Origin of the sequence: Janthinobacterium sp. PLB04 (assembly GCF_021165895.1) — a bacterium.
In the GTDB taxonomy this organism is placed as follows: Bacteria; Pseudomonadota; Gammaproteobacteria; order Burkholderiales; family Burkholderiaceae_D; genus Janthinobacterium; species Janthinobacterium lividum.
The window spans coordinates 3,073,627-3,098,769 of record NZ_CP088968.1; the positions used below are offsets into that span (position 1 = coordinate 3,073,627).

General features: G+C 60.8%; 22 protein-coding genes. 21 read left to right on the forward strand and 1 reads right to left on the reverse strand.

Going from position 1 to position 25,143, the window contains the following annotated elements:
* Nucleotide 1 precedes the first annotated feature (1 nt).
* Complete coding sequence (tssK, locus tag LSO07_RS13690) at nucleotides 2–1,348, reverse strand: type VI secretion system baseplate subunit TssK (RefSeq protein ID WP_070257341.1); 1,347 nt, start codon at nucleotides 1,346–1,348, stop codon at nucleotides 2–4.
* 360 nt (nucleotides 1,349–1,708) lie between these two features.
* On the opposite strand from tssK, the gene LSO07_RS13695 reads away from it, so the two are divergent.
* From LSO07_RS13695 to LSO07_RS13795, 21 genes are all read left to right on the forward strand, one after another.
* A complete protein-coding gene (locus tag LSO07_RS13695) occupies nucleotides 1,709–2,290 on the forward strand; it encodes a tetratricopeptide repeat protein (RefSeq protein WP_231773009.1) in 582 nt (193 codons plus the stop codon).
* Nucleotides 2,291–2,356: 66 nt separating this feature from the next.
* Nucleotides 2,357–2,866: a type VI secretion system contractile sheath small subunit gene (gene tssB / locus LSO07_RS13700; protein ID WP_070257339.1), complete on the forward strand. Its 510-nt coding sequence runs from the start codon at nucleotides 2,357–2,359 to the stop codon at nucleotides 2,864–2,866.
* A gap of 4 nt (nucleotides 2,867–2,870) precedes the next feature.
* On the forward strand, nucleotides 2,871–4,355 hold the full coding sequence (tssC, locus tag LSO07_RS13705) for a type VI secretion system contractile sheath large subunit (RefSeq protein WP_034777802.1): 1,485 nt from the start codon (nucleotides 2,871–2,873) through the stop codon (nucleotides 4,353–4,355).
* A gap of 29 nt (nucleotides 4,356–4,384) precedes the next feature.
* Complete coding sequence (locus tag LSO07_RS13710; protein ID WP_034752191.1) at nucleotides 4,385–4,876, forward strand: Hcp family type VI secretion system effector; 492 nt, start codon at nucleotides 4,385–4,387, stop codon at nucleotides 4,874–4,876.
* A 146-nt stretch (nucleotides 4,877–5,022) separates the two neighbouring features.
* Complete coding sequence (gene tssE / locus LSO07_RS13715; RefSeq protein WP_034777804.1) at nucleotides 5,023–5,511, forward strand: type VI secretion system baseplate subunit TssE; 489 nt, start codon at nucleotides 5,023–5,025, stop codon at nucleotides 5,509–5,511.
* Between the two features lie 2 nt (nucleotides 5,512–5,513).
* Nucleotides 5,514–7,358: a type VI secretion system baseplate subunit TssF gene (gene tssF / locus LSO07_RS13720; RefSeq protein ID WP_208672465.1), complete on the forward strand. Its 1,845-nt coding sequence runs from the start codon at nucleotides 5,514–5,516 to the stop codon at nucleotides 7,356–7,358.
* Entirely contained in the window at nucleotides 7,322–8,416 is a 1,095-nt protein-coding gene (gene tssG / locus LSO07_RS13725) for a type VI secretion system baseplate subunit TssG (protein WP_070257325.1), read from the forward strand. The genes tssF and tssG overlap by 37 nt, the downstream gene beginning before the upstream one ends.
* Nucleotides 8,417–8,461: 45 nt before the next feature.
* Complete coding sequence (tssH, locus tag LSO07_RS13730; RefSeq protein WP_208672466.1) at nucleotides 8,462–11,122, forward strand: type VI secretion system ATPase TssH; 2,661 nt, start codon at nucleotides 8,462–8,464, stop codon at nucleotides 11,120–11,122.
* A gap of 72 nt (nucleotides 11,123–11,194) precedes the next feature.
* Nucleotides 11,195–13,732, forward strand: a complete 2,538-nt coding sequence (locus tag LSO07_RS13735) for a type VI secretion system Vgr family protein (protein WP_208672467.1) — start codon at nucleotides 11,195–11,197, stop codon at nucleotides 13,730–13,732.
* A 103-nt stretch (nucleotides 13,733–13,835) separates the two neighbouring features.
* A complete protein-coding gene (locus LSO07_RS13740; RefSeq protein ID WP_208672468.1) occupies nucleotides 13,836–14,018 on the forward strand; it encodes a hypothetical protein in 183 nt (60 codons plus the stop codon).
* The gene (locus LSO07_RS13745) at nucleotides 14,015–14,929 is read left to right on the forward strand and encodes a DUF4123 domain-containing protein (RefSeq protein ID WP_208672469.1); all 915 of its coding nucleotides are present in this window, start codon (nucleotides 14,015–14,017) and stop codon (nucleotides 14,927–14,929) included. The genes LSO07_RS13740 and LSO07_RS13745 overlap by 4 nt, the downstream gene beginning before the upstream one ends.
* Nucleotides 14,926–15,402: a hypothetical protein gene (locus LSO07_RS13750; protein ID WP_208672470.1), complete on the forward strand. Its 477-nt coding sequence runs from the start codon at nucleotides 14,926–14,928 to the stop codon at nucleotides 15,400–15,402. The genes LSO07_RS13745 and LSO07_RS13750 overlap by 4 nt, the downstream gene beginning before the upstream one ends.
* 1 nt (nucleotide 15,403) lies before the next feature.
* Entirely contained in the window at nucleotides 15,404–15,910 is a 507-nt protein-coding gene (locus LSO07_RS13755; protein ID WP_208672471.1) for a hypothetical protein, read from the forward strand.
* A gap of 103 nt (nucleotides 15,911–16,013) precedes the next feature.
* Nucleotides 16,014–16,517, forward strand: a complete 504-nt coding sequence (locus LSO07_RS13760) for a hypothetical protein (RefSeq protein ID WP_208672472.1) — start codon at nucleotides 16,014–16,016, stop codon at nucleotides 16,515–16,517.
* Nucleotide 16,518: 1 nt separating this feature from the next.
* Nucleotides 16,519–18,645, forward strand: coding sequence for a phospholipase effector Tle1 domain-containing protein (locus LSO07_RS13765; RefSeq protein ID WP_208672473.1), 2,127 nt, complete (start codon nucleotides 16,519–16,521; stop codon nucleotides 18,643–18,645).
* A 1-nt stretch (nucleotide 18,646) separates the two neighbouring features.
* Nucleotides 18,647–18,913 carry a PAAR domain-containing protein gene (locus tag LSO07_RS13770; protein WP_034788038.1) on the forward strand — a complete coding sequence of 89 codons (267 nt, stop codon included), beginning with the start codon at nucleotides 18,647–18,649 and terminating at the stop codon, nucleotides 18,911–18,913.
* Nucleotides 18,914–18,920: 7 nt separating this feature from the next.
* Entirely contained in the window at nucleotides 18,921–20,267 is a 1,347-nt protein-coding gene (locus LSO07_RS13775) for a hypothetical protein (RefSeq protein ID WP_208672474.1), read from the forward strand.
* 109 nt (nucleotides 20,268–20,376) lie between these two features.
* The gene (locus LSO07_RS13780) at nucleotides 20,377–23,178 is read left to right on the forward strand and encodes a type VI secretion system Vgr family protein (protein ID WP_231773010.1); all 2,802 of its coding nucleotides are present in this window, start codon (nucleotides 20,377–20,379) and stop codon (nucleotides 23,176–23,178) included.
* Entirely contained in the window at nucleotides 23,175–24,098 is a 924-nt protein-coding gene (locus LSO07_RS13785) for a DUF4123 domain-containing protein (RefSeq protein ID WP_191909668.1), read from the forward strand. The genes LSO07_RS13780 and LSO07_RS13785 overlap by 4 nt, the downstream gene beginning before the upstream one ends.
* 37 nt (nucleotides 24,099–24,135) lie before the next feature.
* Nucleotides 24,136–24,567: a hypothetical protein gene (locus LSO07_RS13790; protein ID WP_151094754.1), complete on the forward strand. Its 432-nt coding sequence runs from the start codon at nucleotides 24,136–24,138 to the stop codon at nucleotides 24,565–24,567.
* Between the two features lie 71 nt (nucleotides 24,568–24,638).
* Nucleotides 24,639–25,139 carry a DUF3304 domain-containing protein gene (locus LSO07_RS13795; RefSeq protein ID WP_151094756.1) on the forward strand — a complete coding sequence of 167 codons (501 nt, stop codon included), beginning with the start codon at nucleotides 24,639–24,641 and terminating at the stop codon, nucleotides 25,137–25,139.
* The last annotated feature ends 4 nt before the right edge of the window (nucleotides 25,140–25,143 follow it).

Below are 25,143 nucleotides of genomic sequence, written 5' to 3' on the forward strand. Positions count from 1 at the left end.
TTCAGGAAGTAATGGCGACAAGTTCAAGTTTCAGATCCCGCATGCCGGACGGAACGTAGATCGAAATCGACTGGGCCTGCAGCATGCGGTCGTACATCTGGCCCTTCGCTTCGATGGTGAAGTAGTACGTATCGGGCCGCACGGGCACGGCGGCCGGCACTTGCGGCGTGTGCTGCAGGCGCACGCCGGGCAGGGCCGACAGCACGAATTTTTCCACATCGTCGGGCGCGCCGATCTTGAAGCGCAGCGGCACCACGTCCACCAGTTCCACGCCCGGCAGGTCGGCCGAGACGCCCAGGTAAAACGCGGTCTTGTCGTCGATCTTGCCCGAATCGAGCTTGCCGTGATGGTAAGACGGCTTGATTTCGGTCAATGCAATGGCGAAATATTTTGACGAGATCACCGTGTCGAGCAGTTCGCGGATGATCGCGTGCAGGCGCGCGAACGACGGCCCCGGATCGGTGTGCTGGTAAGCCGGCAGGTCGGCCAGCGCATGGGTTTTCGAGAACGTCATCAGCGCGCCGGCCAGGGCCAGCAGCGCTTCGTACAGGCGCTCCGGGTGCAGCGCCGGATGATGGAAATAATGGCTGAGCGAGGCGAAGGCCGAACTGGCCGTGTGCAGCAGCCAGAACGAGGACATGTCGCCGGAGCGAAATTCGATCACATTCTTGCTCGGCTCGCGGTGGTGGCCGTACAGGGCGTTGACCTTTGCCTGCAGCGCATCGATCAGGCGGCGCAGTTGCAGGAACAGCAGCGGGGCGCTGCGGATCGACAGGCTCGGCGGCACGAACGACGGGTCCGGCTCGAAGCCGCCGGTCGACAGGCGCCGCAGGCGCAGCAACGGAAAATTCACATACGAATCGCGCGGTTCCGATTCGGCCACCAGGCGCAGCGATTTTTGCAGGTAGGCCAGTTCGGCCTGCGCTGCATGGGTGTACAGGTCGGGCGTTTCCAGGTTGGTCTGACCGTAGCGGGCTGCGCTGTTGGTTTGGTCGGGCGCGGCAAAGTTGCCGCCGAAGTGTTTGAAGGCGGGCAGGGCGGCATAAAACGTGACGGTTTGCTGTGATTGCAGCAGCTTGCTCAGGTCCAGGGCTTCGGGCAACTCGTCGGCGCCGGGAGCGTTGTAGATTTCGCCATCCTGGAACACCAGCGACAGTTCCAGCAGCCGCAGCGTGTTATTGCTCAGCGCATCACGGTCGATCTGCACGTGATTGACACCCCAGGCGTAGGGATGCAGCGCCTTGATGCTTTCGTGCAGGCGATGTTCATGGTACCGGTCTTGCTGCTGGAAGTGCTGGGGGCGCAGAAACAGGCCTTCCCCCCATAACAATTTGCTTGTAATGCTCATCGATTGCCCTTTTTCCCGAGGAAGTAAAAGCGCGGAGAACGCTGCCGCTCCCGGGCTCTTTTGCAGCGCGATCGGCGCCTTGCAGGTGCATCCGATCATTCAATCTTTGCAATAAGAAACTATGTGCTTTTTTCGCAACTGCAACAACATTAACATTATCTGGAAGAAAGGCGCGTACGGTACGTTTCCCGCATGGCGCCTGCCTTTGCGGCCGATCGGATTGTGAGTTTTCGCGTATTTTCTATTGAACGGAGTCAATATTCAATCCGTGTTAGTCTCGCAAAAATAAGAATTTGGCAACTATAAATTGCAAGTTTTTTAATGACCGCATCATCTTTTTTTTTTGAGGGAAATCAGACCATGTCTCGCCAATTCACACTCCATTTTTTTGCCGCAGTCGCTTGCGCATTGACGCTCAGTGCCTGCAGCACCGCGCCTGCGGTCAAGACGGCGCCGCCGCCGCCCTCGCTCGACGAGCTGATGGCAAAGGCGACCCAGGCTGCCAGTTCGGGCAACAACGAGGCGGCCATGGGTTTGTGGAAACAAGCCGCTGTCGAATTCCCAGCCGATAAGAATCCATGGGTCCGTATGGCGCAGACCCGCTATGAGGCGGGCCAGTACGGCGACGCCATCATCAATGCCCAGGAAGTGCTGGTGCGCGACCCCGCCGACAAACTGGCCAACAGCGTCATTGCGATCAGCGGACTGCGCCTGTCGACGCGTGCATTGGCCGACCTGAGCCGCCAGAACAACCTGTCCGGTCCGCTGCGCACCGAATCGCAGGATCTGGCCAAGCTGTTGCGCGAAAGCCTGGGCGAAAGCGTCCTGGTACCGGCGCCTGCCGCGGCGCAGGCGCGCGACAAGCAACCGGCGCGTCCGCCGCGCAAGGGACAGAGCAAGACTGCTGACAGCAGTGCCAATCCCTTCGATGGTTTGAAGTGAAGCTGAGGCAGTAGCAATCTACCAGGGCATCGCGGATGCCGCCGATTACTCGTGAAGGGATGTGTCATGTCAAAAAAAGAAAGTGTTCAAAAACGCCTGCAAAAGGTCCGGCCGCCACGCGTGCAGATGACGTATGACGTGGAAATCGGCGATGCGATTGAAAACAAGGAACTGCCCTTCGTAATGGGCGTCGTGGGCGACTTCGGCGGCAATTCGGAAGTCGAGCAGAAACGGCTGAAGGACCGCAAGTTCATCGGCATTGACCGCGACAATTTCGACGAGGTGCTCAAGGGCGTCGAGCCGCGCGCCGCGTTTGGCGTCAGCAATGAGCTCAGCGATGAAGGCGGCCAGTTGCGCGTCGACCTGCGCTTCAAGTCGCTCAATGACTTCCGTCCCGAGGCGGTGGTGGAGCAGGTGGCGCCATTGCGCCGCTTGCTCGAGGCGCGCACCAAGCTGGCCGACCTGCGCAACAAGCTGGCCGGTAACGACAAGCTGGAAGATATCCTGAACGACGTGCTCAACAGCACGGAAAAGCTGGCCCAGCTGGAACAACAATCCACCGCCAAGAAAGACTGATCCCATGTCCGCTCAACTGACCCCTGCGTCCGGCGCTGCCGCGACTACCGATATCGGCTTGCTTGACCAGATCGTCGAACAAAGCAAGGTTGCCAAATCCAGCGTCGAGCATGCACGCGCCAAGGACCTGATTTCAGAACTGGTCAGCCAGGTGATGGAGGGCACCGTGGTGGTGTCGGACAACCTGGCGGCCACCATCGATGCGCGCGTTGCCGAGCTGGACAGACTCATTTCGCGCCAGCTCAGCGTCATCATGCATGCGCCCGAATTCCAGAAGCTGGAAAGCAGCTGGACCGGCCTGCATCACCTGGTCGATAACACGCCCACTGGCACCAACCTGAAGATCAAGCTGCTGAACGCCACCAAGCGCGAGCTGGTGCGCGATTTCCAGAGCGCGCTGGAATTCGATCAGTCGACCATGTTCAAGAAAGTGTATGAGGAAGAGTTCGGCACTTTCGGCGGTGCTCCATTCGGCGCGCTGCTGGGCGACTTCGAATTCACGCGCCAGCCCGAAGACATGTATTTCCTCGAGCAGATGTCGCATGTGGCCGCTGCCGCCCACGCGCCCTTCATTTCGGCCGCATCGCCCGAGCTGTTCGGCCTCGAGAGCTATTCCGACCTCGGCAAGCCGCGCGACCTGGCCAAGGTGTTCGACACGGTCGAATATGCGAAGTGGAAGTCGTTCCGCGAATCGGAAGATGCGCGCTACGTCGGCCTGACGCTGCCGCGCTACCTGGGGCGCCTGCCGTTCAATCCGGCCGACGGCGCCACCGTCGACGGCTTCAACTTCGTCGAGGATGTCGATGGCACCAACCACCAGAAATACCTGTGGTGCAATGCCGCCTATGCCTTCGGCGCCAAGCTGACGGCGGCCTTCGACGACTATGGCTGGTGCGCGGCGATCCGCGGCGTGGAAGGCGGCGGCCTGGTCGAAGACTTGCCGACCCATACCTTCAAGACTGACGAGGGTGAAGTGGCGCTGAAATGCCCGACCGAGATTGCGATTACCGACCGCCGCGAAAAAGAGCTGAGCGACCTGGGTTTCATTTCGCTGGTGCATTGCAAAAACACGGATTACGCGGCCTTCTTCGGCGCCCAGTCGGCGCAGAAGGCCAAGAAGTACAACACCGATTCCGCGAATGCGAATGCGGTGCTGTCGTCGCAGCTGCAATACATCTTTGCCGTGTCGCGCATCGCCCATTACATGAAGGCGATGATGCGCGACAAGATCGGCAGCTTTGCCGCCGCGTCCAACGTCGAAGACTTCCTCAACCGCTGGCTGATGCAATACGTGCTGCTCGACGATAACGCCAGCCAGGAACAGAAGGCCCAGTTCCCGCTGCGCGAAGCATCGGTGCAGGTGTCGGAAGTGCCTGGCCGTCCGGGCGTCTACCGGGCCATTTCCTTCCTGCGTCCCCATTTCCAGCTCGATGAGCTGTCCGTTTCACTCCGTTTGGTCGCGGAGCTGCCGCAATCGACCAAATCCTGATTTTTTCATAAACAACCGAAAGGAATGACATGGCAATCGACGTTTACTTGCAAATTGATGGTATCAAAGGCGAATCCACCGACACCTCCCACAAAGATTGGATCGAATGCAAGTCGGTCCAGTGGGAAGTACTGCAGCCGAAGTCCGCCACCGCCTCGACGGGCGGCGGCCACACCGCCGAACGTACCGAGCACAAGGATATCGTGGTCGCCAAGCTGGCCGACCTCGCCACGCCCCTGCTGCTGCAAAATTGCTCATCCGGTAAAACGATCCCGAAAGCCAAATTCGAATTCCTGCGTGCTGACGGCCAGGGCGAGCGCATCAAGTACTTCGAGATCGAGCTGGAAAACGTGCTGATCAGCAGCGTGGCGCCGTCCGTCGCCGCTGGCGACATCCTCGGCGAAAACGTATCGATCAAGTATTCCAAGGTCAAGTGGAAATACACGCAGCAAAAAGTCGGTGGCGGCTCAGGCGGCAATACCTCCGGCGGCTGGGATCTGTCGGCCAACAAGACGATTTGATCGGCAACGGCCCTTGCCGGATGAAGCCGTTCCGGCTAGCCGCCGACGGTGACTCCGGCTTGTGCCTGCGTGACTGATGCTCCTGAATCAAAGGGCCGCCGCAGGCCGCCCTTTTGTTCCTTCCCACTGCCAATGACGGGATACCGATGAAGGGTTTTACGCCGGGATTGTTCGACCGCCTGATGGACACGCCTGTCCAGGGCGCTTCCAGCAGCACCGTCTCGCGCCTGTCGCTGGAGGATCTGAAAGACACCGTGGCGCGCGACCTGGAGGCGCTGCTCAACACGCGCACCGTGATACCGGAAGCGCTGCTGAAAAAATTTCCCGAATGCGGCCGCTCGATTGTCACCTACGGCCTCAATGATTTCGCCGGCCTGAGCCTGTCGAGTTCCGATGACCGCGCGTATATCTGCCAGTGCCTGGAAAAGGCCATCGCGCGCCATGAGCCGCGCCTGCGCAGCGTGCGCGCTTCGCTGGAAATCCAGGAAGGCTCGATCAACCGCCTCAATTTCGCCATCACCGCGCTATTGGTGGTGCACTCGGCCCAGGAACCCGTCAACTTCGACGCCATCCTGCAGCCGTCAAGCCTGCACTACACGATCAGCAAGGCGCGCCGTGCGGCGCAAGGAGCCTGAACTTGGAAGAATTATTGCCGTATTACGAACGTGAACTGGGTTTCCTGCGCCGCTATTCGCGCGAGTTTTCCGAGCGCTACCCGAAGATCGCGGGACGGCTGCTGATCGGCGGCGAAGTCTGCGAAGACCCGCATATCGAGCGCATGATCCAGTCCTTCGCGCTGCTCAATTCGCGCATCTCGAAACGCCTCGATGACGATTACCCTGAATTCACCGAGGCGCTGTTCGAGGTACTGTATCCACATTACCTGCGGCCGTTTCCTTCGTGCTCGATCGCGCGTCTCGACTACAGCGGCGCGGCGGCGCAGCTGACGGCCGCCACCGAGATTGCGCGCGGCACCGAACTGGCGACGCGCCCCGTCAAGGGCGTCGCGTGCACCTTCCGCACCGCGTATCCCGTCACCGTGGCGCCGCTGGCGCTGACGCATGCGGCGTTTGCCGCCATCATCGACGCGCCCGAGCAGGTGCAACTGCCGCCAAACGCCACCTCCAGCGTCAGCATCGTCATCGAAGCGACCGCCGATCAGATCAGTCTGGCGCAACTGGGTGTCAAAAAGCTGCGCGTGTTCATCGACGGCGAGCCTTCGTTTTGCGCGGCGCTGCGCGACGCGCTGTTCATGCGCACGCTCAAGGCCTATGTGGAAGCGGACGATAGCGGACGCTGGAGCGCGCTGGCGCAGCTCCCCGTCAGCGCCGCCGGCTATGCCGAGGACGATGCGCTGATCCCGTTTTCGGCCCGTTCGCATCCGGCCTACCGGCTGCTGACCGAATACTTCTGCTTTCCCGAAAAATTCAATTTTTTCGACATCGACCTGGCCGCGCTGTGCGCACCGCTGCCGTCCGGCTGCCGGCGCATCACCTTGCACCTGGCCCTGGCCGGGCTGCGCACGGATTCGAATACGGCGCGCATGCTGGGCACCATGTCGACGAATAACCTGCTGCTGGGCTGCACCCCGGTGGTCAACCTGTTCCGCCTGCGCGGCGAGCCGATCCGGCTGACGCATACGGCCGCCAGCTATCCGGTGCTGGCCGATGCGCGCCGCGCCTACGCCTTCGAGGTGCAGGCCATCGAATCGGTCAAGCTGGTGCGCCAGACGCCGCAAGGGGAGTCGATCACGGAATTTCGCCCGTTCTATTCGCTGCGCCACGGCCAGATGCCGGCCAGGGATGGCCATTACTGGGTGATGCGGCGCGATGACACCATCAGCGAGAAAAGCCCCGGTTACGAGACCGAGATTTCCATCGTCGACATCGATTTCGATCCGGCCGCGATTGAAACCGATACCCTCAGCCTGGAGCTGAGCTGCACCAACCGCGACCTGCCGGCGCAACTTACCTATGGCCTGCGCGGCGGCGACCTGTTCCTGGAAGGCGGATCGAGCGTGCGCAGCATCCACTTCCTGCGCAAGCCGACGGAATCGCACCGCTTCGAGCGGGGGCGCGGCGCGCACTGGCGCCTGATCTCGCACCTGTCGCTGAACCATCTGTCGCTGTCGGGCAGCGGCCTGGAAGCGTTCCAGGAAATGCTGACCCTGTATGACTTGCCCCGCTCGGCGACCTCGCAACGGCAGATCAGCGGCATTGCGGCAATCGACCACAAGGCGGCCAACGCCTGGCTGCCCGGCAATCCCTTCGCCTGCCTGGTGCGCGGCCTGGAAGTGCGGCTGACGCTCGACGAGGAAGCGTTTGTGGGCAGCGGCATCCATGCGTTTGCCCATATCGTCGAGTGTTTTCTCGGCCTGTACGTGCATGCCAACAGTTTTACCCAACTGGTGGTGCTGTCGAAAAAATCGGGAGAGGAGTTGTTGCGATGCAAACCACGCAGCGGCGATTTGAGCCTAGTGTAATCGAGCGCCTGTTCGCCGAGCCTTACCGCTTCCAGTACTTCCAGGCGGTGCGCATGCTCGAACTCTGGCTGGTTCGCAACGGCATGGCGCGCGAGGGCGCGGTGGCCAACTACCTGCGCTTTCAAAATTCGGTGTCGCTCAATTTTGCGCCCAGCCAGCTTGAAGCGGTGCAGGCGGAACCGCGCGAGCTGGGCGCCCTGGCGGCCGACATGCGCGCGCTGGGCGAGGCCGTGCGGGGCGGCGAACTGAAATACGTCCGCATCACGCCTGCCTTCATGGGCTTTCTCGGCGTGGCCGGCGCGCTGCCGGCCCACTACACCGAACGCATCGCCGCGCATCAGCTGTACGAAAAGGATGAAGGACCGCGCGCCTTTCTCGACACTTTTTCCAGCCGTGCGCTGGCGCTGTTCTACGAAGCGTGGCGCAAGTACCGCCTGGAACTCAAGTACCAGCTCGATGGCAGGGACAAGTTCCTGCCGCTGCTGCTGTCGCTGGCGGGACTGGGCCATGCGTCGCTGCGCCAGCGCCTGTACGACGATGGCGATGGCGTCCTCGACGAGTCGGTGGGGTTTTTTGCGGCGGCCATGCGGCACCGGCCGCCATCGGCGGTGGCGATCGGCCAGGTATTGTCGGCCTATTTCGGCCAGACCATCAAGGTGACCCAGTTTGTCGGCTGCTGGTACGACGTGCCGCCCGACCAGCAAAGCAGCCTGGGCGGCATGAACGCCATGCTGGGTTCGACCGCGCTGGTCGGCGCGCGCGTCTGGCAGCGCGACTTGCGCATGCGGCTGGTGGTCGGACCGCTGGCGCGCATGCATTTCGACGCCTTTCTGCCGGGCGGTGCGGCGGCGCGCGCGCTGGAAAAAATGCTCACCATGTTTACCGGCCTGTGCCTCGAATACGAAGTGCAGCTGGTGTTGCGCGCCGAGGATGTGCATGGCGTTACGCTGGAGCAGCCGCGCAGCGGCGGGCGGCTGGGCTGGGACAGCTTCCTGATCACCTCCGGCGCCGCGCAGGACCGTGGCGACGTGCGCTACGAACTGCATACGCTGGCATGAACCATCTTTCTTTTTTATCCGTTTCCACACAAGGACCTTTGCCCCATGAGCATCAACCTCAAGACGCTGATCAGCAAGCTCAATGACACCAGCCGCACCGCCGCCACCCGCGCCGCCGGCATCTGCGTCGGCCTCGGACAATACGAGGTCGACCTGGAACACCTGTTCCTAGCCCTGCTGGAACAGCCGGCCAGCGACTTTGCGCTGATCGCCCGCCACAGCGGCATCAGCGTCAGCATGCTCGAAGCGGACCTGCAGGCCGAGGTGGCGCGCCTGCAGACCGGCAATGCGCGCACCCCCGTGTTTTCGCCCAGGCTGCCGAAGCTGTTTGAAAACGCCTGGCTGATCGCGTCGCTCGACGTGCAGGCCGGCCGCCAGGCCAGCATCCGCAGCGCCCATCTGCTGCAGGCGCTGCTGACCGACCCGGAGCTGGCGCAGCTGGCTTACCGCGGCTCGAAACTGTTCAACAAATTCAAGCTCGACGACCTGAAGCACAACCTCGACAAGATCACGCAAGGCTCGCAGGAAGCGGCAGGTGCCCCGGCTGCCGATGGCGAGGCGGGGGAGGGCGGCGATCCGGTCGGCGAACTGGAAGGGCGCGCGGCCGCGTCGAAAACCCCGGCGCTGGACCAGTTCACCACCAACCTGACGGCGCGCGCGCGCGACGGCAAGGTCGACCCGGTGATCGGGCGCGATGCCGAGATCCGCCAGGCGATCGATATCCTGATGCGCCGCCGCCAGAACAATCCCATCCTGACGGGCGAGGCGGGCGTGGGCAAGACGGCCGTGGTCGAAGGGCTGGCGCTGCGCATCGCGCAGGACGACGTGCCCGATGTGTTGAAGGGCGTCGAGATCCATACGCTGGACATGGGCCTGCTGCAGGCTGGCGCCAGCGTCAAGGGCGAGTTCGAGAACCGCCTGAAAAACGTCATCGACGAAGTCAAGAAAAGCCCGCATGCCATCATCCTGTTCATCGATGAAGCGCACACCATGATCGGCGCCGGCGGCACGGCCGGCCAGAACGACGCGGCCAACCTGCTCAAGCCGGCCTTGGCGCGCGGCGAGCTGCGCACGATCGCCGCCACCACCTGGGGCGAGTACAAGAAATATTTTGAAAAGGACGCCGCGCTGGCGCGCCGCTTCCAGGTCGTCAAGATCGAGGAGCCGAGCGAGGAACTGGCCTGCGCCATGTTGCGCGGCATGGCGCCGCTGATGGAAAAGCATTTCAATGTGCGCATCTACGACGAAGCCATCACCGAAGCGGTACGGCTGTCGCACCGGTACATCATGGGCCGGCAGCTGCCCGACAAGGCCATCAGCGTGCTCGATACCGCCTGCGCCAAGGTGGCGCTGGGCCAGAACGCCACGCCGGCCCTGCTGGAAAACCTGGTCAAAAAGCTTGACCGCATCGACGCCGAAGTCGCCACGCTCGAGCGCGAGGAAAAGAGCGGCGGGAACCACCCGGTGCGCCTGAAGGACTTGCGCGCGCAGCGCAGCACGGCTGCCGGCGAGCATGCGGCGCTGGCCGCGCGCTGGGAAAACGAAAAGACCCTGACCGGGAAGGTCAGGGCGGCACGCGAGGAGCTGGAAAGCGCCGGTGCGAAACCCGATGCCAGCCAGGCCGGCGACCTGCAGGCCTTGCTGAAGGACTTGCGTGCGCTGCAGGGCGAAACGCCGATGGTGCCGGTGCAGGTCGATGGCCACGTGGTGGCGGAAATCGTCGCCGGCTGGACCGGCATCCCGCTCGGCAAGATGGTCAAGGATGAAATCCGCACGGTGCTCAAGCTGAAGGATATGCTGGAAGAGCGCGTGCTGGGGCAGTCGCATGCGATCGAGGCGGTGGCGCAGCGCGTGCGCACCTCGCGCGCCAACCTGGACGACCCGAACAAGCCGAAGGGCGTGTTCCTGTTCGTCGGCCCGTCCGGCGTGGGCAAGACGGAAACGGCGCTGGCGCTGGCCGACGTGCTGTATGGCGGCGAACGCAAGCTGATCACCATCAACATGAGCGAATACCAGGAAGCGCACAGCGTATCGGGCCTGAAAGGCTCGCCGCCCGGCTATGTCGGTTACGGCGAAGGCGGCGTGCTGACCGAGGCCGTGCGGCGCAACCCGTACAGCGTGGTGCTGCTCGACGAAGTGGAAAAAGCCCACCCGGACGTGCTCGAACTGTTCTTCCAGGTCTTTGACAAGGGCGTGATGGAGGATGCCGAAGGGCGCGAGATCGACTTTAAAAATACCATCATCATCCTCACCTCGAACGTCGGTTCGAGCATCCTGATGCAGGCCTGTCTGAATGTGGCGGCGGCTGACCTGCCGACGCCGGAACAGCTGGAGGAAAAGATCCGTCCGCAACTGGTGAAGACCTTCAAGCCGGCCTTCCTGGGACGCTTGAGAGTGATCCCGTTCTATCCGATCTCGGACGATGTGCTGGTCAATATCATCGGCCTGAAACTGGGCAAGATCGCCCAGCGCATCGCGGCCAATCACAAGGCCGAATTCAGCCACGACGAGGCGCTGGTCGACGCCGTGCTGGCGCGCTGCACCGAAGTCGATTCGGGCGCGCGCAACGTCGACAATATCCTCAACGGCACCGTGCTGCCCGAGATCGCCGAGTCGGTGCTGGCCAAAATGGCCGAAGGCGCAGCGATCACGAAAATCAAGGTCAGCGCCAGCAAGCAGGGGCAGTTCAAGTACACCATCAAGTAAGGATGCGCACGCGAAGCAACATGGCTGCGTCGGCAGGCGCAGCGTCACTCAAGGGAATGGAAATGGACATGCATGGCTAATCCGGAGCAGGGAACAGACAATCTGTTTGCAGGGATCGGACAGCACGCCCGGCTGCTCAAGCTGGACACGCCGCTGGGCGCCGATGTCTTGCTGGCGCAGCGCGTCCATGCGGTCGACCGCGTGAGCCAGGGATACGACTATGTCGTCGATCTGCTGTCGCTCGACGATGCGGTGGAACTCAAGCAGCTGATCGCCCAGGAAGTGACCTTGTGGGTACTGCAGCCCGACGCCAGTTACAGCCCCATCCACGGTTACGTGCATACGGCCAGGAAGCTGGGTAGCGATGGGCAGCTGTCGGCCTACCAGATCGCTTTTGCCAGCTGCCTGCACTTCCTCAAGTTCCGCAAGGATGCGCGCACCTGGCAGAACAAGGGCGCCGACGACATCATCGCCGACGTGCTGGGCGGCCATCCGCAATGCCAGGGCAAGTTCAGGTTCGACCTGAACCAGGCGGTGCGTGAGCGCTCGTATTGCACGCAATACGAGACGGACTGGCAATTCGTCATGCGCATGCTGGAAAGCGAAGGCTGGTACGGCTATGTCGAACAGGCGGCCGATGGCAGAGGCCATCAGTGGATCATCACCGATTCGGTACAATCGCTCAAGCCGCTGCAGCCCGGGCAGATTGCCTTTCACCGCGCAGCTGGCACGGAGGAACTGGACAAGATCGTCCAGTGGGGCGGCGCCCGCACGCTGTCGAACAGCCAGCTGGCGACCCGCACCTATGATTACAAGGCGCCCCGCAGCAATCACCAGGATGCCGTGCAGATCTTGCCCGGGCACGGCAGCATTCCGGCGCAGCTCGAGGTCTACGAATATACGGGCGCCTACAGCAGCGCCGACACCGAGCATGGCGCGGAACAATCGCGCCTCCGGGTGCAGGAGTGGGAATCGCGCATCAAGCGGTTTTTTGGCACCTCGGGCGTGCGCCGGCTGCCGGTGGGTTGCTGGTTTACGCTGCTCGACCATCCGGCCCACGCCGAAGAGGCGGCCGAGGAGCGCCAGTTCGTCGTGCTGGGCGTGGAATGGGCGATCGAAAACAACCTGCCGTTGTCCAGCATGCAACAGGATTTTTCGGGCAGCCTGAAAGGCCGGCTGCAGCAGTTCAAGGAAGAGGCGGGCTTGAACCGCGCCGACCTGGCTCCGCCCGGTACCGGCGATGAGCGCACCGGCCACTGCTTCAACCGCTTCGAAGTGCAGCGCCGCAGCGTGGAATACCGCAGTGCCTTTGTGCACGCCAAGCCGGCCATGCATCCGCAAACGGCCACCGTGGTCGGCCCGGCCGGCGAGGAAATCCATACCGATACCCTGAACCGCGTGAAGGTGCGCTTCCACTGGGACCGCCTCAATCCCGGCGATGAAAAGGCGTCGTGCTGGGTGCGCGTGAGCTATCCGAATGCCGGCGAGGGCTATGGCGCCGTGCATGTGCCGCGCGTCGGCCAGGAAGTGATCATCACCTTCCTCGACGGGGACGTGGACCGGCCCATCATTACGGGCCGCATCTACAACGGCGAACAAGCGCCGCAGTGGCATACCGATGGGCGCATGTCGGGCTACAAATCGAAAGAATACAAGGGCGCGGGCTTCAACCAGCTGGTGATGGACGATAACACCGAGCAGAACCGGGTGCAGCTGTACAGCAGCAATACCCATGCACAGCTCAACCTGGGCTATCTGGTGGGGCAGCAGGGCAATCAGCGCGACGGCTTTTTCGGTTCCGGCTTCGCCCTCAATTCGGATGCGTATGGCGCCATCACCACGCAAAAGGGACTGTACATCAGCACCTACGGCCGGCCCGGCGGGCGCGGTTCCCAGCTCGACGTGCGCGAGGCGTACGATCAGCTGACGCAGGCGCACGAGCTGGCGCAAAACCTGTCGGACGTGGCGGAAAAGTCCAGTGCCGAGGCGCTGCCGGGGCAGCAGGCGTTCCAGCAATTCATCGACGCGACCCAGGCGCAATACGACGGCGCCGGCCAGCAGGGCGCCAACCGCTTCGCCGAGCCGGTACTGCTGGCGGCGTCGCCGGCCGGCATCGGCCTCGCCACGCCGAAGAGCACGCACCTGCACAGCGGCGAACAGCTTACGGTGTCGACGGGCGAGGATGCCAACCTGGCTGTCGGTAAAAGCCTGATCGCCAGCGTCAAGGAAAAGATCAGCCTGTTTGCATACAACGCGGGCATCAAGCTGTTCGCCGCGAAAGGAAAGGTCGAGATCCAGGCGCACGGCGGCGACATCGACATCATCGCCGAAAAGGTATTGCGCCTGCTGTCAGCCACCGACCGCATTGAAATTTTCGCCAAGAAGGAAATCATCCTCGGTGCCGATGGCTCGGCCATCAGGATCAACGGCGCGGGCATTACCGACATGACGAGTGGCCAGCGCATCAGCCATAACGCCGACTTCTCGATGCCAGGCCCCAAGACGATGCCGTATGCGCTGCCGGTGCTGCCCAAGGAAGTCTGCCTGGAATGCCTGAAAAAGCGCGCAAAACAGCGTACCGCCTTCGTCAACAAAGGGTCGCAGCGATGACTTTTTCATCGCTGGAGTACATAAAGGATAGAACATTGTGAGGAACGACAAACGAGATCGGCTCGAGAAGTCATTGCAGCCACTGTTGTCAGGCCGGCGCAGTATGCTGGGCTTGATCGGCCTGGGTGCGATGATGCCGCTTGCGGCTTTCGGACAAAAAAATAAAACCACGAAAAAGGCGGCCGCAGCGCATGGGGGAGTACGGCGCCAGGAAGTTTGCCGTGAATGCCTGCAAAAGCGCGCAAAACAGCGCTCCGCTTTCGTCAACAAAGGACCTCAACGATGAAATTTTTACCTCTGGATCAGGCTTCGTTTGCAGCAAACCTGGCAAGCGCGCTCGACAATCGTGAACTGAGCTGTTATGCCATTGTCGACCAGGCGCAGGACGGCACGCTGCTGGCGCGCTTTGAAAAAGAGCAGATCAGCATGCATAGCAAGTGCCTGCTGCCGGCGGCGCTCGGGTCCGATACGGAAGCGTACGCGCCCCATCTGGTGGCGCTGTCGCCACTGGCTGCCGATACCGAAGCGTGGCCGGACATCGTGCAAGGCGCCGCCAGCCATCCTGCCAGCTTTACGCTGCTTGCAAGTACTGATGATTTCGACACGCTGTGGGAAAGCCTGGCGGCGTTTACTGAAATACTGCTGCCGGACGGCACCGACATGATTTTTGCCTTCTGGGACCCGGCCATCCTGGGCACCCTGACGGGACAGAAAAGCGACCTGACTTTGCACGTGGGGGTGCAGGCGCTGACCGTTTCCCAGCGCGAGCGCCTGCTGCAAGGCATAGTAGCATGGTGGTATTGGGACCGCGATGGCCATCCCCAGCAGGTGCTGCCAGGGGAAAACGACAACGGCCTGGCTCCCCACCGGGTGACCTTGCCGCTCAAGCTGGCCCAGGTGCAGGTCGACATGCTGGTCGAAGCGGGCATGCCGGACCAGCTTTTGTCGATGCTGCAGGAAAACCAGCCGCAATTGCTGATGGATATTCCACCCGCGCAACACTATCGCCTCGTGCAAAAACACCTGTTGGCCGCGCGCAAACTGAAGCTGTCCGGCATGCGCGACATTCTTAACTACACCTGCGCCGCCCTGATCTACGGCGACAAGCTGCAGACCAACCCGGCCATTGCGTCACTGCTGGCGCAGGTAAAGGCTGGCGATATCAGCTTTGAAGCTGCCATGGACCAGTTTCCATGAGCATCTGGGAACAGGAAGCAACGAAGTCAGGCCGGCGGCTGGCGCTTGGATTGATGGCGTGTGGTCTGATACTGCCGTTGGTGGCGTGCGGGCAAGCGGTAAGGAAAGAGATATGGCTGAATGTGGAGATGGTCTCGTATGTCGATCGGCCCATCTTCGATATTATTTTTAACGGCACTGACTTGGGTGTGATGGATAAATATGGTTCCACTGGAACCATTACCGAGGTACGAATTCCTTTCGGCATCCAGGCGCTCAAATGGACGCTCGATGGACCAAGGGACTCGCCGCGCAATGGTGAGGTCGTGACCATAAAAAACCAGTTGGTGATTTCAGCAGAGCAGATACCGCTCGGAACGCGTTATCTTGGCTTGCATCTTTATCCGGACGACACCGCCGAGATAACCTTTGCGGACGCCCTACCTGAACGAACAGCCCGAGGCGAGAAAATTCTGGCGGCGAGGAAGAAATAACATGCGTGGCCAGGACGAAAAAAATGCAACCAGCAAAAAATTTGCACTTTCGTCGCCAGACAGGCGTCACACCATCAGGTTGATTGCGCTGGGGCTGTCAATGCCGCTGGTCGCGTGCGGTAGAGCGGTGCCGAAATATATAGTATTGGACGTGGTCATGTATTCGTATGTGGACAGAGTTATTACCGATATTATTTTTAACGACACTGATTTGGGTGTGATGAACAGATATGGTAGTACTGGAACCATTGTCGGTGTCGGTATTCCATTCGGAATCCAGAAATTACAATGGACCTTGGGTGGCCCAAAAGGTACACCACGCAATGGCGAGGTTGTGATCACAAATGGGAAATTGACAATATCGCGGCAGCAGATACCCGATGGTACTCGATATCTTGGCTTGCATCTTTATCCGGATAGCACCGCTGAAGTCACATTCGATGAATTTCTCCCGCAGAGAACCCAGCGAGGAAAAGAATACCGTTTGAAGAGAGCTAAAAATGAATGAGGCCATGAGCTGATTGAGCTTATATGCTGAATTCTGGTGTGAAGCAGTTATAAAGCGAAGTTGCTAAGGTAGGTAATTGATATACGGGGAATAAGGAGGCATCATGAAATACGATAAAGGTTGCGGTTTCGAGGGTGACAAAATTTTGCCACTTGCAGCACGACGAAGTGTGCTTGGTTTTTTCGGACTATTGTTGTTGACGCCACTGATGGCATGCGGTCAAGGAGGAAAAAAAATGCAGAAAGGTATAGTTCTCAATGTGGAGATGATTTCTTATGTCGATCACGTCATTACTAATATTATTTTTAACGGTGAAGACCTTGGCGTGATGAACAAGTTTGGTGCTACTGGTACTATCGCAGGTGTTCATATTCCGTTCGGAATTCAGACATTACACTGGGAATTGGATGGGCCGAAAGGAACGCCGCGCATAGGTGAGGTAGTGACCTTGAAGAATCAGTTAGTTATTTTGCCTGAACAGATACCTGCTGGAACGCGCTATCTTGGGTTGCATCTCTACCCAGATGATACCGCCGAGATAATTTTTTCTGAGTCCGTTCCTGATGTTAGTGCCCGCGGTAAAAAAATCCGCGCTGCGAGAAGATAATATGGCTGAAGACTACAAGTTGATTGCGGCGCGTGCATGTAATCGTGATACTCCGTCTTGCAAGCCAAATGCAAAACAGAACTGTGCTGATATTTTGAATATAAGTATATACTTTGACGGCACTGGTAATAATATGCTTGAGGATGAGAAATTTCGCCGCTGGGCTAATCCTGCACGAATGTGGCGATCGGCTCAATTTTTAAGAGATATACATAATTTAAATTATGCAATTTATGTTCCAGGGGTAGGTACAAAATTTAAAGACGAGTCTACCGATTGGATGGATTGGCCAGATAATAAGTTAATGAAAATGCAGGATTCAGAGGCTGCAGGGCGGGGATTAGGTGCCGGTGGAACACGACGAACCGAGTTCGGACAAACTAACATTGACGAGAATTTACGTGCCGCCCTCGTAAAAAATGCCAAGCAACTGAATATTCCGTTAAAGGCTTACCGAAAAAATGGAAAGCCGGAAAATATCAATGGCCTCGCCTCCGCTATCGAGGCGCACGGTTTGATTACTATCATTAATCTATCTATCTTCGGTTTTTCGCGCGGCGCGGCGTTGGCCCGGGCATTCAGCAACGATATGATGAAAGAGTGCGCTACTGGGAAAGATGGCGTGTTGCGTTATAAAGGCGTGCCCATACGTATGAACTTCATGGGATTATTCGATACGGTCGCCTCGTTTGGCTTGCCGTCGCTTACCATTGATACTCCCTTTAACGAAAAAAATCTGGTGGTGCCGCATGCGATCGAACGTTGTGTGCATTATGTGGCAGCCCATGAACTGCGTTTTTCGTTTCCCGTTGATCTGATCAGGAAAAACGGCGTGCTCAGGTCCGGTTGGGCGGAGACCGTCTACCCGGGCGCGCACTCGGATGTGGGAGGGGGATACGAGCCGCTGAAAGAACAGAAAATATCGAATAACTATGCACGTGTTCCCATGCGCGACATGATGCGCGAGGCCGTCAAAAGCGGCGTTCGTCTGGTTGACTATGAAGATTTACCTAAATTTGGAACAAAAATATTTGAAGATCGTTTTGAGCTCAAGCCTGAAGTCGAAGCGTCTTACAAGCAATACATGGCAGCAATCGGTGCTCCCGCCACCGTGGAGCAAGCTGTTACGGCCCACATGAAAGCCCTGTATTCCACATGGGGCACGATGACCAAGCGAAAAATCAAGACGCCGGACCTGATTGAAGCCGAGAGCGCAGGTGGCAGCAAAAAAGGTCATCCCGGCATTGCGCGTGAAGCTGAGTTGTTGCTGGATGCCGCCAAAGCAAAAGAATTTGCCGTGTCGCATATTCTGCCCACGGTATCGGCAGCAACGCTGCAGGTCATCGGCATGAAGTACAGCATGATCGTACGCCCGGAAAAGTGGCGGCTCGATGCCTGGCAAGCGACGGCATCCGATCCCGTACTCAATTTCATCAAATCCGCAGTGCATGATTCCAAGGCCGGCTTCATGGGCGGCGTGGAGCCGTTCAGTTATTTCCGTCCGCGCGGCATGACAGAATCATCGCGCAATGTGCTGGCGCAAGGTTTGGACTGGCTGGACGATACCGTCACTGCCATCAAGAAGGGCGTGATCAAGGTGTATCACCGGGCCGAGGGCGTGGTGGTGGAAACCTGGGAAGGCGGCAAGCGGGTGGCCACGCATACGTACAAGGTGGGTGAAAAATTTGTCGTCGATACCGTGCGTGCTGGCGTCACCTATACGGTGGAGGTGTATCAGAGCGGCAAGCAGGTCGTCATCGCTGCCGTGAAGCGCGGCCAGCAGATGGTCATTACCTCGGTCAACGTCGTCAAGAAAGAAATCACCGATGCCGCGACGGCCGTGCAGAAAAAGGCCGGCGAGGTGGCGGACGCAACCCAGGAGCTGGCGGCAGAGGCCGGGCGCAAGGTGCAAAGCGGCGTCAACCAGGCCAAGGACATGGCCACCGAAGCCGGGCGCAAGGTGCAGAGCGGCGCCAGCCAGGCCCGGGACATGGCCACCGAGGCCGCACGCAAGGTGCAGGGCGGCGCCAGCAAGGCGGCCAAGGCGATCAGCGACGGCGTCGATACGCAGGTAAAAGCGATTGAAGATGGCTGGAGTGCCTTCCGGCGCAATCAGCTGGGATTCTGACATGGCGCTCGCAATTATCCGGCTCGGCGACAAGACGACCCACGGCGGCGTCGTGGCAAGCGCCTCTCCCGTGCATACGATCCGCGGCATCGGTATCGCCAGGGTGGGCGACATGGTCGCGTGTCCATTGCCGGGCCATGGCAGCAATCCGATCATCGAGGGCAGTGCCGTATTCAGTATCGGCGGACGCAAGGTGGCGCTGCATGGGCATAAAAGCGCTTGCGGCTGCGCGCTGATCGCCAGCCTGCCCGTGGCCACGATAGGGTAGGAGGAGCATGAGCGATATTTCCTTGCCGCAAGCACCGCCCGTACACCGTCCGCGCCGCCGGCTGGTGTTCAGGATAATCTTGTGGATACTTGTGCTGGCAATTGTCGGCATTGCCTGGATTGCTCTGCTGGCAAGCGTGGCGCCATCGCGCCTGGATTTGTCAGGTGGGCGCGCGATACTGATGCTCTGCGCACCGCCCGTGCTGCTGGCCTTTCTGGGCTGGACAGGCCTGCAATTTCTTGCAACCCCAGGACCCGTGCCGTCTTTGCCTGCCAGCACGGCGATCCCGGCGCCGGCGCAGGAGTTGCCGCAGGAACCGCCGGCGCCGCCGATTCCCCTGGTGCGCCTGCATATCGGTGCCTGGAGCGCGCTGACGCCCCATGGCGCCGTGACCGAAACGGCCGAAGGCAGCAAGGCGCGCAAGCAAGTCTTCAAGCCCGACAAGGCCATCCTGCACCCGTCCGGCTACCCGGCCCATGCCGGTATCGTGGATCCCCTCGACCTCGGTGCGATGGGGCATGCCGCCGGCACGCGCCTGCGTGTCCCGCGCGTGATGACCCTGCTCGCCGCCATCCTTGACGACCTGCATGCGCAGCAGGGCAGCCTGGTTCGCCGCATCGATGGCCCGGTGAGCGTGTATTGGCTGGCGCCCGATGCGATATCCGGCGACGCGGCGCAGGGCGCAGTCTTTGCACGGGCATGGCAGCATTCGGCCTGGCGTGACATGCCCTATGTCTTGCAGCCGATGGCGGCCGGCGAAGCCTGTCTTTTCACGGTGCTGTCGGCCCTGCAGCACGGCATTCGCCAGCCTGCCGTTTGCGCCATCATCGTCGGCGCCGACAGCTTGCTGGACCCCGAGGAACTGGCGCCCGCCTTGGCGCTGGGACAGGTGTTTGCCGCCAGTGCGCCGCAGGGCTTCATTCCTGCCGAAGGCGCGGGCGGCATCGTGCTGTGGAACCCGGACAGGGCGCCGGAGCAGGGTTGGGCGCATGCCGCAATACTGGGACCGGTCAGCACCGCGCAGGGTGCCGCGACGCACGCCGCCGTGCATGGCGTGATGTCCGCCGCGCTCATGGCGTCGGGCATGGACGCCGCCGATATCGCCCATGTTGTCAGCGATGCCGATCACCGCCCGCAGGCAAGCATGGCCGTGGTTGCCGCCATGTTGCAGCTGCTGGCCGGTCTCGACCCGCTGGAACAGCGGATGAGCCCCATGGAGTCGGCAGGCAGTTTTGGCGCTGCAGCCGATCTGGTCCATCTTGCGCTGGCGGTAGAACTGGCCAGTGAAAAACCGGTGCTGGCGCTCGGCACCATCGGCGGACAGTGCGCTGGCGTCGTGATAATGCCCGCCTGAGCGGCAAGAGCGCACATGCAATGGTTTCAATCGCGCTCCTGCGATATACATTCCTCGCTACAATAATTGCAAAATATGCAAATCGTGGTAAACGACTGACGGGAATCGCATGTCATCCGCCTCGACCGACAAGATTGCTGACGCACTGGCCGCTTTCACGAGCGCCACGCGGCTGTACGAATTGACCATCGGCGAGGACGCGGACAGCAGCCTGCTGGTCGAAGCCTTTGCCGCCGACGAACGGCTGCGGGAGGTCGGCGCGCGCGACATCATCGCCTTGTCCACCAGTGCCCATGTTGCGCTGGCGTCCCTGCTGGGCCAGCCTGCCAGCCTGCATATCAGCCTGGCGGACGGCACGCGCACGCAGTTTTCCGGCTATGTCAGCGAAGCGGCCATGCTGGGCAGCAATGGCGGCCTGGCGCGCTACCGGCTGCGCATCACGCCTTGGTTGTTTCTGCTGACGCAAGTGCGTAACAGCCGCGTCTGGCAAGATCGGAGCGTGACGTCCATCGTCGACGAGGTATTGCAGGCGTATGCGCCATATGCGCTGTGGCGCTGGAGCGACGAGGTCGCATCTTTCATGCAGGACGCGGGTGAACGCAGCTATTGCTGCCAGTACCGCGAATCCGATTTCGATTTTATCCGCCGCCTGCTGACGGAAGAGGGCATCGCCTGGCGCTTCGAGGCGCACACACTGGTCCTGTTTGCCGATAGCAGTCAGCCCTGCGCCACGCCCGAGGACGCCAGCAGCGCACAGGCGGGCGGACTGCGCTTTCATGGCGCGCGCGTCGGCGAGCCTGGCGACAGCGTGCAAGCCTTGAGTGCGCGGCGCAGCCTGCAGGTGGGCCTGAGCAGCGTGCTCAGCTATGACTACAAGGCGAAAAAGGCCGTGACCGCCAGCGTGCCGGCCAACATCGCGCTTGGCGGCAAGAACGCGCCGGTGCTGGAAAGCTACGACACACCGGGCCAGTACTGGTACGCCAGCGCCGCCCAGGCGCAGCGCTACGCGCAGTTGCAGATGCAGGCCCATGAAGCGCGCGCCCAGCTATGGCAGGCGCGTTCGACCGTGCGCACCCTGCGCGCCGGCACGCGCTTTACCCTGACGCAGGGACCGTTACCGCAAGCCGATGGTGCCGCGTCCGAATATGTCGTGCTGCGCTTGGCCAGCATCGGCGTCAACAACCTGCCAGCGCCGGCCCTGGAGGGATTGGCGGAACTGTTCGGCCCGATACCGGAATTGCTGGAAGAAACCGTGGCAGAGTGGGGCGCAGGGTTTGCCGATGTCGCCGCCGCGATCGCCCAGGCGCAAACCAGCGGTTACGCCAACTGCATCGAGATGATCACCGCAAGCACCCCGTGGCGTCCGTTGCAGGATGGCAGCGATGCGCGCCAGCACGCCACGCCGACCGCCCTGGGCAGCCAGAGCGCCATCGTGGTCGGCGCCGATGGCAATGACGCGGCCGGCGGCGCCGATGAAATTTATTGCGACAGGCTGGGCCGGGTGCGCATCCGCTTCCACTGGCAGCAGGAGACTGGCGCGACTTGCTGGGTGCGCGTGGCGCAGCGCGCGACCGGCGGCGGCATGGGCAGCCAGTTCCTGCCGCGCATCGGCCAGGAAGTGCTGGTGCAATTCCTGGAAAACGATATCGACCGTCCCGTCATCGTCGGCGCGCTGTACAACGGGCAGGGCGAGGGCGGCACCGCAGCCACGCCGGGCGGTATTGCGCGCGATCAAAACGATGCTGGCGTTTTCCAGCCGGCCCACGATCACGCGGTAGCGGGGCAGGGTAATCTGGCGGGCGGCAACAGTCCGCTGTGGCATGGCGCCGCAGGCGCCAGCGCGGCGCACCGCAATGGAGCAGCGCAATGGGGCATCCGCAGCAAGGAGTTCGGCAAGGCGGGCGGCATGGCCGGTTACAACCAGCTGCTGTTCGACGACACCGACAGCCAGGGCCGGGTGCAGCTGAAAAGCAGCCATGCGGTCAGCGAACTGAGCCTGGGGCATCTGATCCACGGTGCCGACAATTACCGCGGCAGCCTGCGCGGCGCCGGCGCCGAGCTGCGCACCGATGCGTACGGCGCGGTGCGCGCCAGGGCGGGCTTGCTGATCACCAGTTATGTGCTCAAGCACGAGGCTGCGCAACGCGAGCCGTCCGGCGACAATGCCGGCGGCATCGCGCTATTGAAGCAGGCAGTGATGCTGGGCGACACCTTCAGCGCTGCCGCCAAAACGCACGAAACGGTCGCCTACGCCAGCCATATCGGCGCCAGCGCGCCGGATGCCAGCGAACTCGACGACCAGGCGCCGCCATTGAAGGCGCTCTTGGCCAGCGTGTCGGGCATGCATGAACAATTGCCGCACACCAAGGACGCCATCATCGCGATTGCCGCCAGGGCCGGACTGGGCGTTGTCGCGGGGCAAGACATGCAACTGGCCAGCGGCGAAACCGTCACACTGATGAGTGGCCAGGATACCCAGTTCACCGGCGGCGGCCAGTTGCGCGTGCACAGTGGCCAGGCCATCGGCGCCCTGGGCGGCGTGGTCAAGGCGGGCGAGAACAATATCGGCCTGCAGATGATCGCCGCCAAACAGGCCATCGACGTGCAGGCGCAGGCCGACGTGCTCCAAGTCCAGGCGCGCGAAGAGGTCAATATCGTCAGCGCCGCCGCGCATATCGACTGGGCGGCGGCCAAAAGCATCCGCCTGTCGACGGCGGGCGGGGCGAATATCACCATCGAGGGCGGCAATATTACGATCCAGTGTCCGGGCAAGATCACGGTGCATGCCGGCAGGAAGAGTTTTGTCGGCCCCACGCGCGCACCGTATGTGATGCCGCCGCTGCCATCGAGCACGTGTAAAAGCTGCATTTTGAGCGCCATGCAACAGGGCGCAGCGGGAGTGCTGCGGTGACGCCCGGCAGCGTTTCGACATTGCACCACTGGGTCCGGGCCAGTCTTGAGCGGCAACGCCTGCCTTATCTGCTGCTCGACAGTGCGCAAGCCGAAGACAGCCACCTGACGCTGCAGCGCTGGAAAGTGCCTTATGCGTCGCTGTTCGAGGAAACCCACGAAGCGAGCCTGCCGGAGATCGCGCCCCTGCTGATACGGCTGTCCGGCCTTGCGCCGGCCATGCTGGAAAAAGTCTGCGACTGGGCCGAAAAGCTCGGTTATGGCGCGCCTTGCCTGAGCTGGATGGAAAGTCCATGGCCCTTGCCCGAACTGGCGCGGCATTTGCGCCAGTTTCACGCCGTCGGCCTGAGCGACGAGCAGCAGATGATGCTGCGCTGGTATGACACGCGCATCCTGCCCGTCTGGCTGGCCTGCCTGGAGCCGCTGCAGCGCGAGCAGTTCGTGGCTGGACTGTTGAGCTTGCAGTACATCAACCGTTTTGGCGACGTTGCCGTCCTGCTGGAGGTCGACACTGCCGGTGCTGCACCGGACGCTGCGCTCATGGACTCGCCGCTCATCCACCTGGACGATGCGCAATACGGCATGCTGGTCGATGCCGGCGACGCCGATACGCTGATCAGCCATTTGCGGCGGGTGATCACGGACGAAACCAACGATACCCCGCCCCGGCTGCTGTACGAATTCGTCGCCCGCTACCAGCAGCGCGCGCTGGCCGCCGGCATCGACGACCTGGACCGCCAGACGCAATACCTGTTGCTGGCCCTGTATACGTCCGGCGCCGGCATCGAACATCCCGATTTCATCGCCCTGATGCAAGACCCACCCACCTCTATCGAAAGTTTTTATGAAGCCATGCAAGCCTTGTCCGACGACGTATGGGAAGCCGGCCCGCCTTTATGGGGCGTACAAGTTGAAGCTTGACCGGCTGCCGGCGCTGGCACTGTGCCTGAGTTTGGCCTTGGCGTTGGCCTTAGCGTTTGCTTGCGGCAACGTCGTGGCGCAGACAACGGTAAAAGCCGGGCCGCAAGCGTCAAGCACGGAGAAGCACGCCAAGCTGAAACCGGCCGACACCGCCAACCTGGTCAGCCATTTGCGGCGCGTGATCACCGATGAAACCAATGACACGCCGCCGCGCGTGCTGAACGCCTTTGTCGCGAAATACCAGCAGAGGGCGCTCGATGCCGGGATCGATGACCTCGACCGGCAAACGCAGTACGTCTTGCTGGCGCTATATACCTCCGGCAAGGCCATGGAACAGCCCTTGTTTATTGCATTCATGAAAAACCCACCCGCATCGTTCGATGCTTTTTACGACGCGCTGCAAGCCTTGCCGAAAACCGTTTGGGAAGCGGGGCCGCCGCTGTGGGAGGCGTATGAGCCAAAGGGATAATGATTCTTGAAATTGATTTCATGTAATTTGAATCACAAGATTTATTTGGCCGGCGAATTTCAGGAGATCACATGATAAAAAAACTATTGCCGAAAAATTTACTCAATGTATTTTTATGTATTTTTATAGCATTTTCAAATGCGGCATGTGGCAAGGAAAAGATGATGTTGCCAGTCAATGTAAGTGGATACAATCATACCGAACACGGGATCGGGGGTTATTTAGTGACCTTGTCGACAGGGTCGGAAGTGGAAGTGGGTTATCTCGATGCGGGTGCTGGTGGCGGTGGATATACCTGTTGCCTTTCAATTCCAGCCGTATGGCAACCGGGGATGACGGCAACAATCCGCATGAGCACCATAAAAAATGGAAAAGAAATTAGTGTGGAAAAAACCGTTCCCGTGCCTAAGTATGTCTCGAGCGACGCTGGAAGATTTATAGTACATTTTCTGCATAATGGAAATTACAAGGTATTTGTGACTAAATATGCATTGGGACATAGAAAGTATCCACTCTCGGGCAAGGAGGCAGAGCTTGAGCCAGGCGTGCCATTGGAGATTATATGGGAGTAATTCC

Excerpts from the sequence above, each read along its gene's own strand:
- tssK (WP_070257341.1), bottom strand. The coding sequence starts at position 1,348 with ATGAGCATTACAAGCAAATTGTTATGGGGGGAAGGCCTGTTTCTGCGC.
- LSO07_RS13695 (WP_231773009.1), top strand. The coding sequence starts at position 1,709 with ATGTCTCGCCAATTCACACTCCATTTTTTTGCCGCAGTCGCTTGCGCA.
- tssB (WP_070257339.1), top strand. The coding sequence starts at position 2,357 with ATGTCAAAAAAAGAAAGTGTTCAAAAACGCCTGCAAAAGGTCCGGCCG.
- tssC (WP_034777802.1), top strand. The coding sequence starts at position 2,871 with ATGTCCGCTCAACTGACCCCTGCGTCCGGCGCTGCCGCGACTACCGAT.
- LSO07_RS13710 (WP_034752191.1), top strand. The coding sequence starts at position 4,385 with ATGGCAATCGACGTTTACTTGCAAATTGATGGTATCAAAGGCGAATCC.
- tssE (WP_034777804.1), top strand. The coding sequence starts at position 5,023 with ATGAAGGGTTTTACGCCGGGATTGTTCGACCGCCTGATGGACACGCCT.
- tssG (WP_070257325.1), top strand. The coding sequence starts at position 7,322 with ATGCAAACCACGCAGCGGCGATTTGAGCCTAGTGTAATCGAGCGCCTG.
- tssH (WP_208672466.1), top strand. The coding sequence starts at position 8,462 with ATGAGCATCAACCTCAAGACGCTGATCAGCAAGCTCAATGACACCAGC.
- LSO07_RS13735 (WP_208672467.1), top strand. The coding sequence starts at position 11,195 with ATGGCTAATCCGGAGCAGGGAACAGACAATCTGTTTGCAGGGATCGGA.
- LSO07_RS13740 (WP_208672468.1), top strand. The coding sequence starts at position 13,836 with ATGCTGGGCTTGATCGGCCTGGGTGCGATGATGCCGCTTGCGGCTTTC.
- LSO07_RS13745 (WP_208672469.1), top strand. The coding sequence starts at position 14,015 with ATGAAATTTTTACCTCTGGATCAGGCTTCGTTTGCAGCAAACCTGGCA.
- LSO07_RS13750 (WP_208672470.1), top strand. The coding sequence starts at position 14,926 with ATGAGCATCTGGGAACAGGAAGCAACGAAGTCAGGCCGGCGGCTGGCG.
- LSO07_RS13755 (WP_208672471.1), top strand. The coding sequence starts at position 15,404 with ATGCGTGGCCAGGACGAAAAAAATGCAACCAGCAAAAAATTTGCACTT.
- LSO07_RS13760 (WP_208672472.1), top strand. The coding sequence starts at position 16,014 with ATGAAATACGATAAAGGTTGCGGTTTCGAGGGTGACAAAATTTTGCCA.
- LSO07_RS13765 (WP_208672473.1), top strand. The coding sequence starts at position 16,519 with ATGGCTGAAGACTACAAGTTGATTGCGGCGCGTGCATGTAATCGTGAT.
- LSO07_RS13770 (WP_034788038.1), top strand. The coding sequence starts at position 18,647 with ATGGCGCTCGCAATTATCCGGCTCGGCGACAAGACGACCCACGGCGGC.
- LSO07_RS13775 (WP_208672474.1), top strand. The coding sequence starts at position 18,921 with ATGAGCGATATTTCCTTGCCGCAAGCACCGCCCGTACACCGTCCGCGC.
- LSO07_RS13780 (WP_231773010.1), top strand. The coding sequence starts at position 20,377 with ATGTCATCCGCCTCGACCGACAAGATTGCTGACGCACTGGCCGCTTTC.
- LSO07_RS13795 (WP_151094756.1), top strand. The coding sequence starts at position 24,639 with ATGATAAAAAAACTATTGCCGAAAAATTTACTCAATGTATTTTTATGT.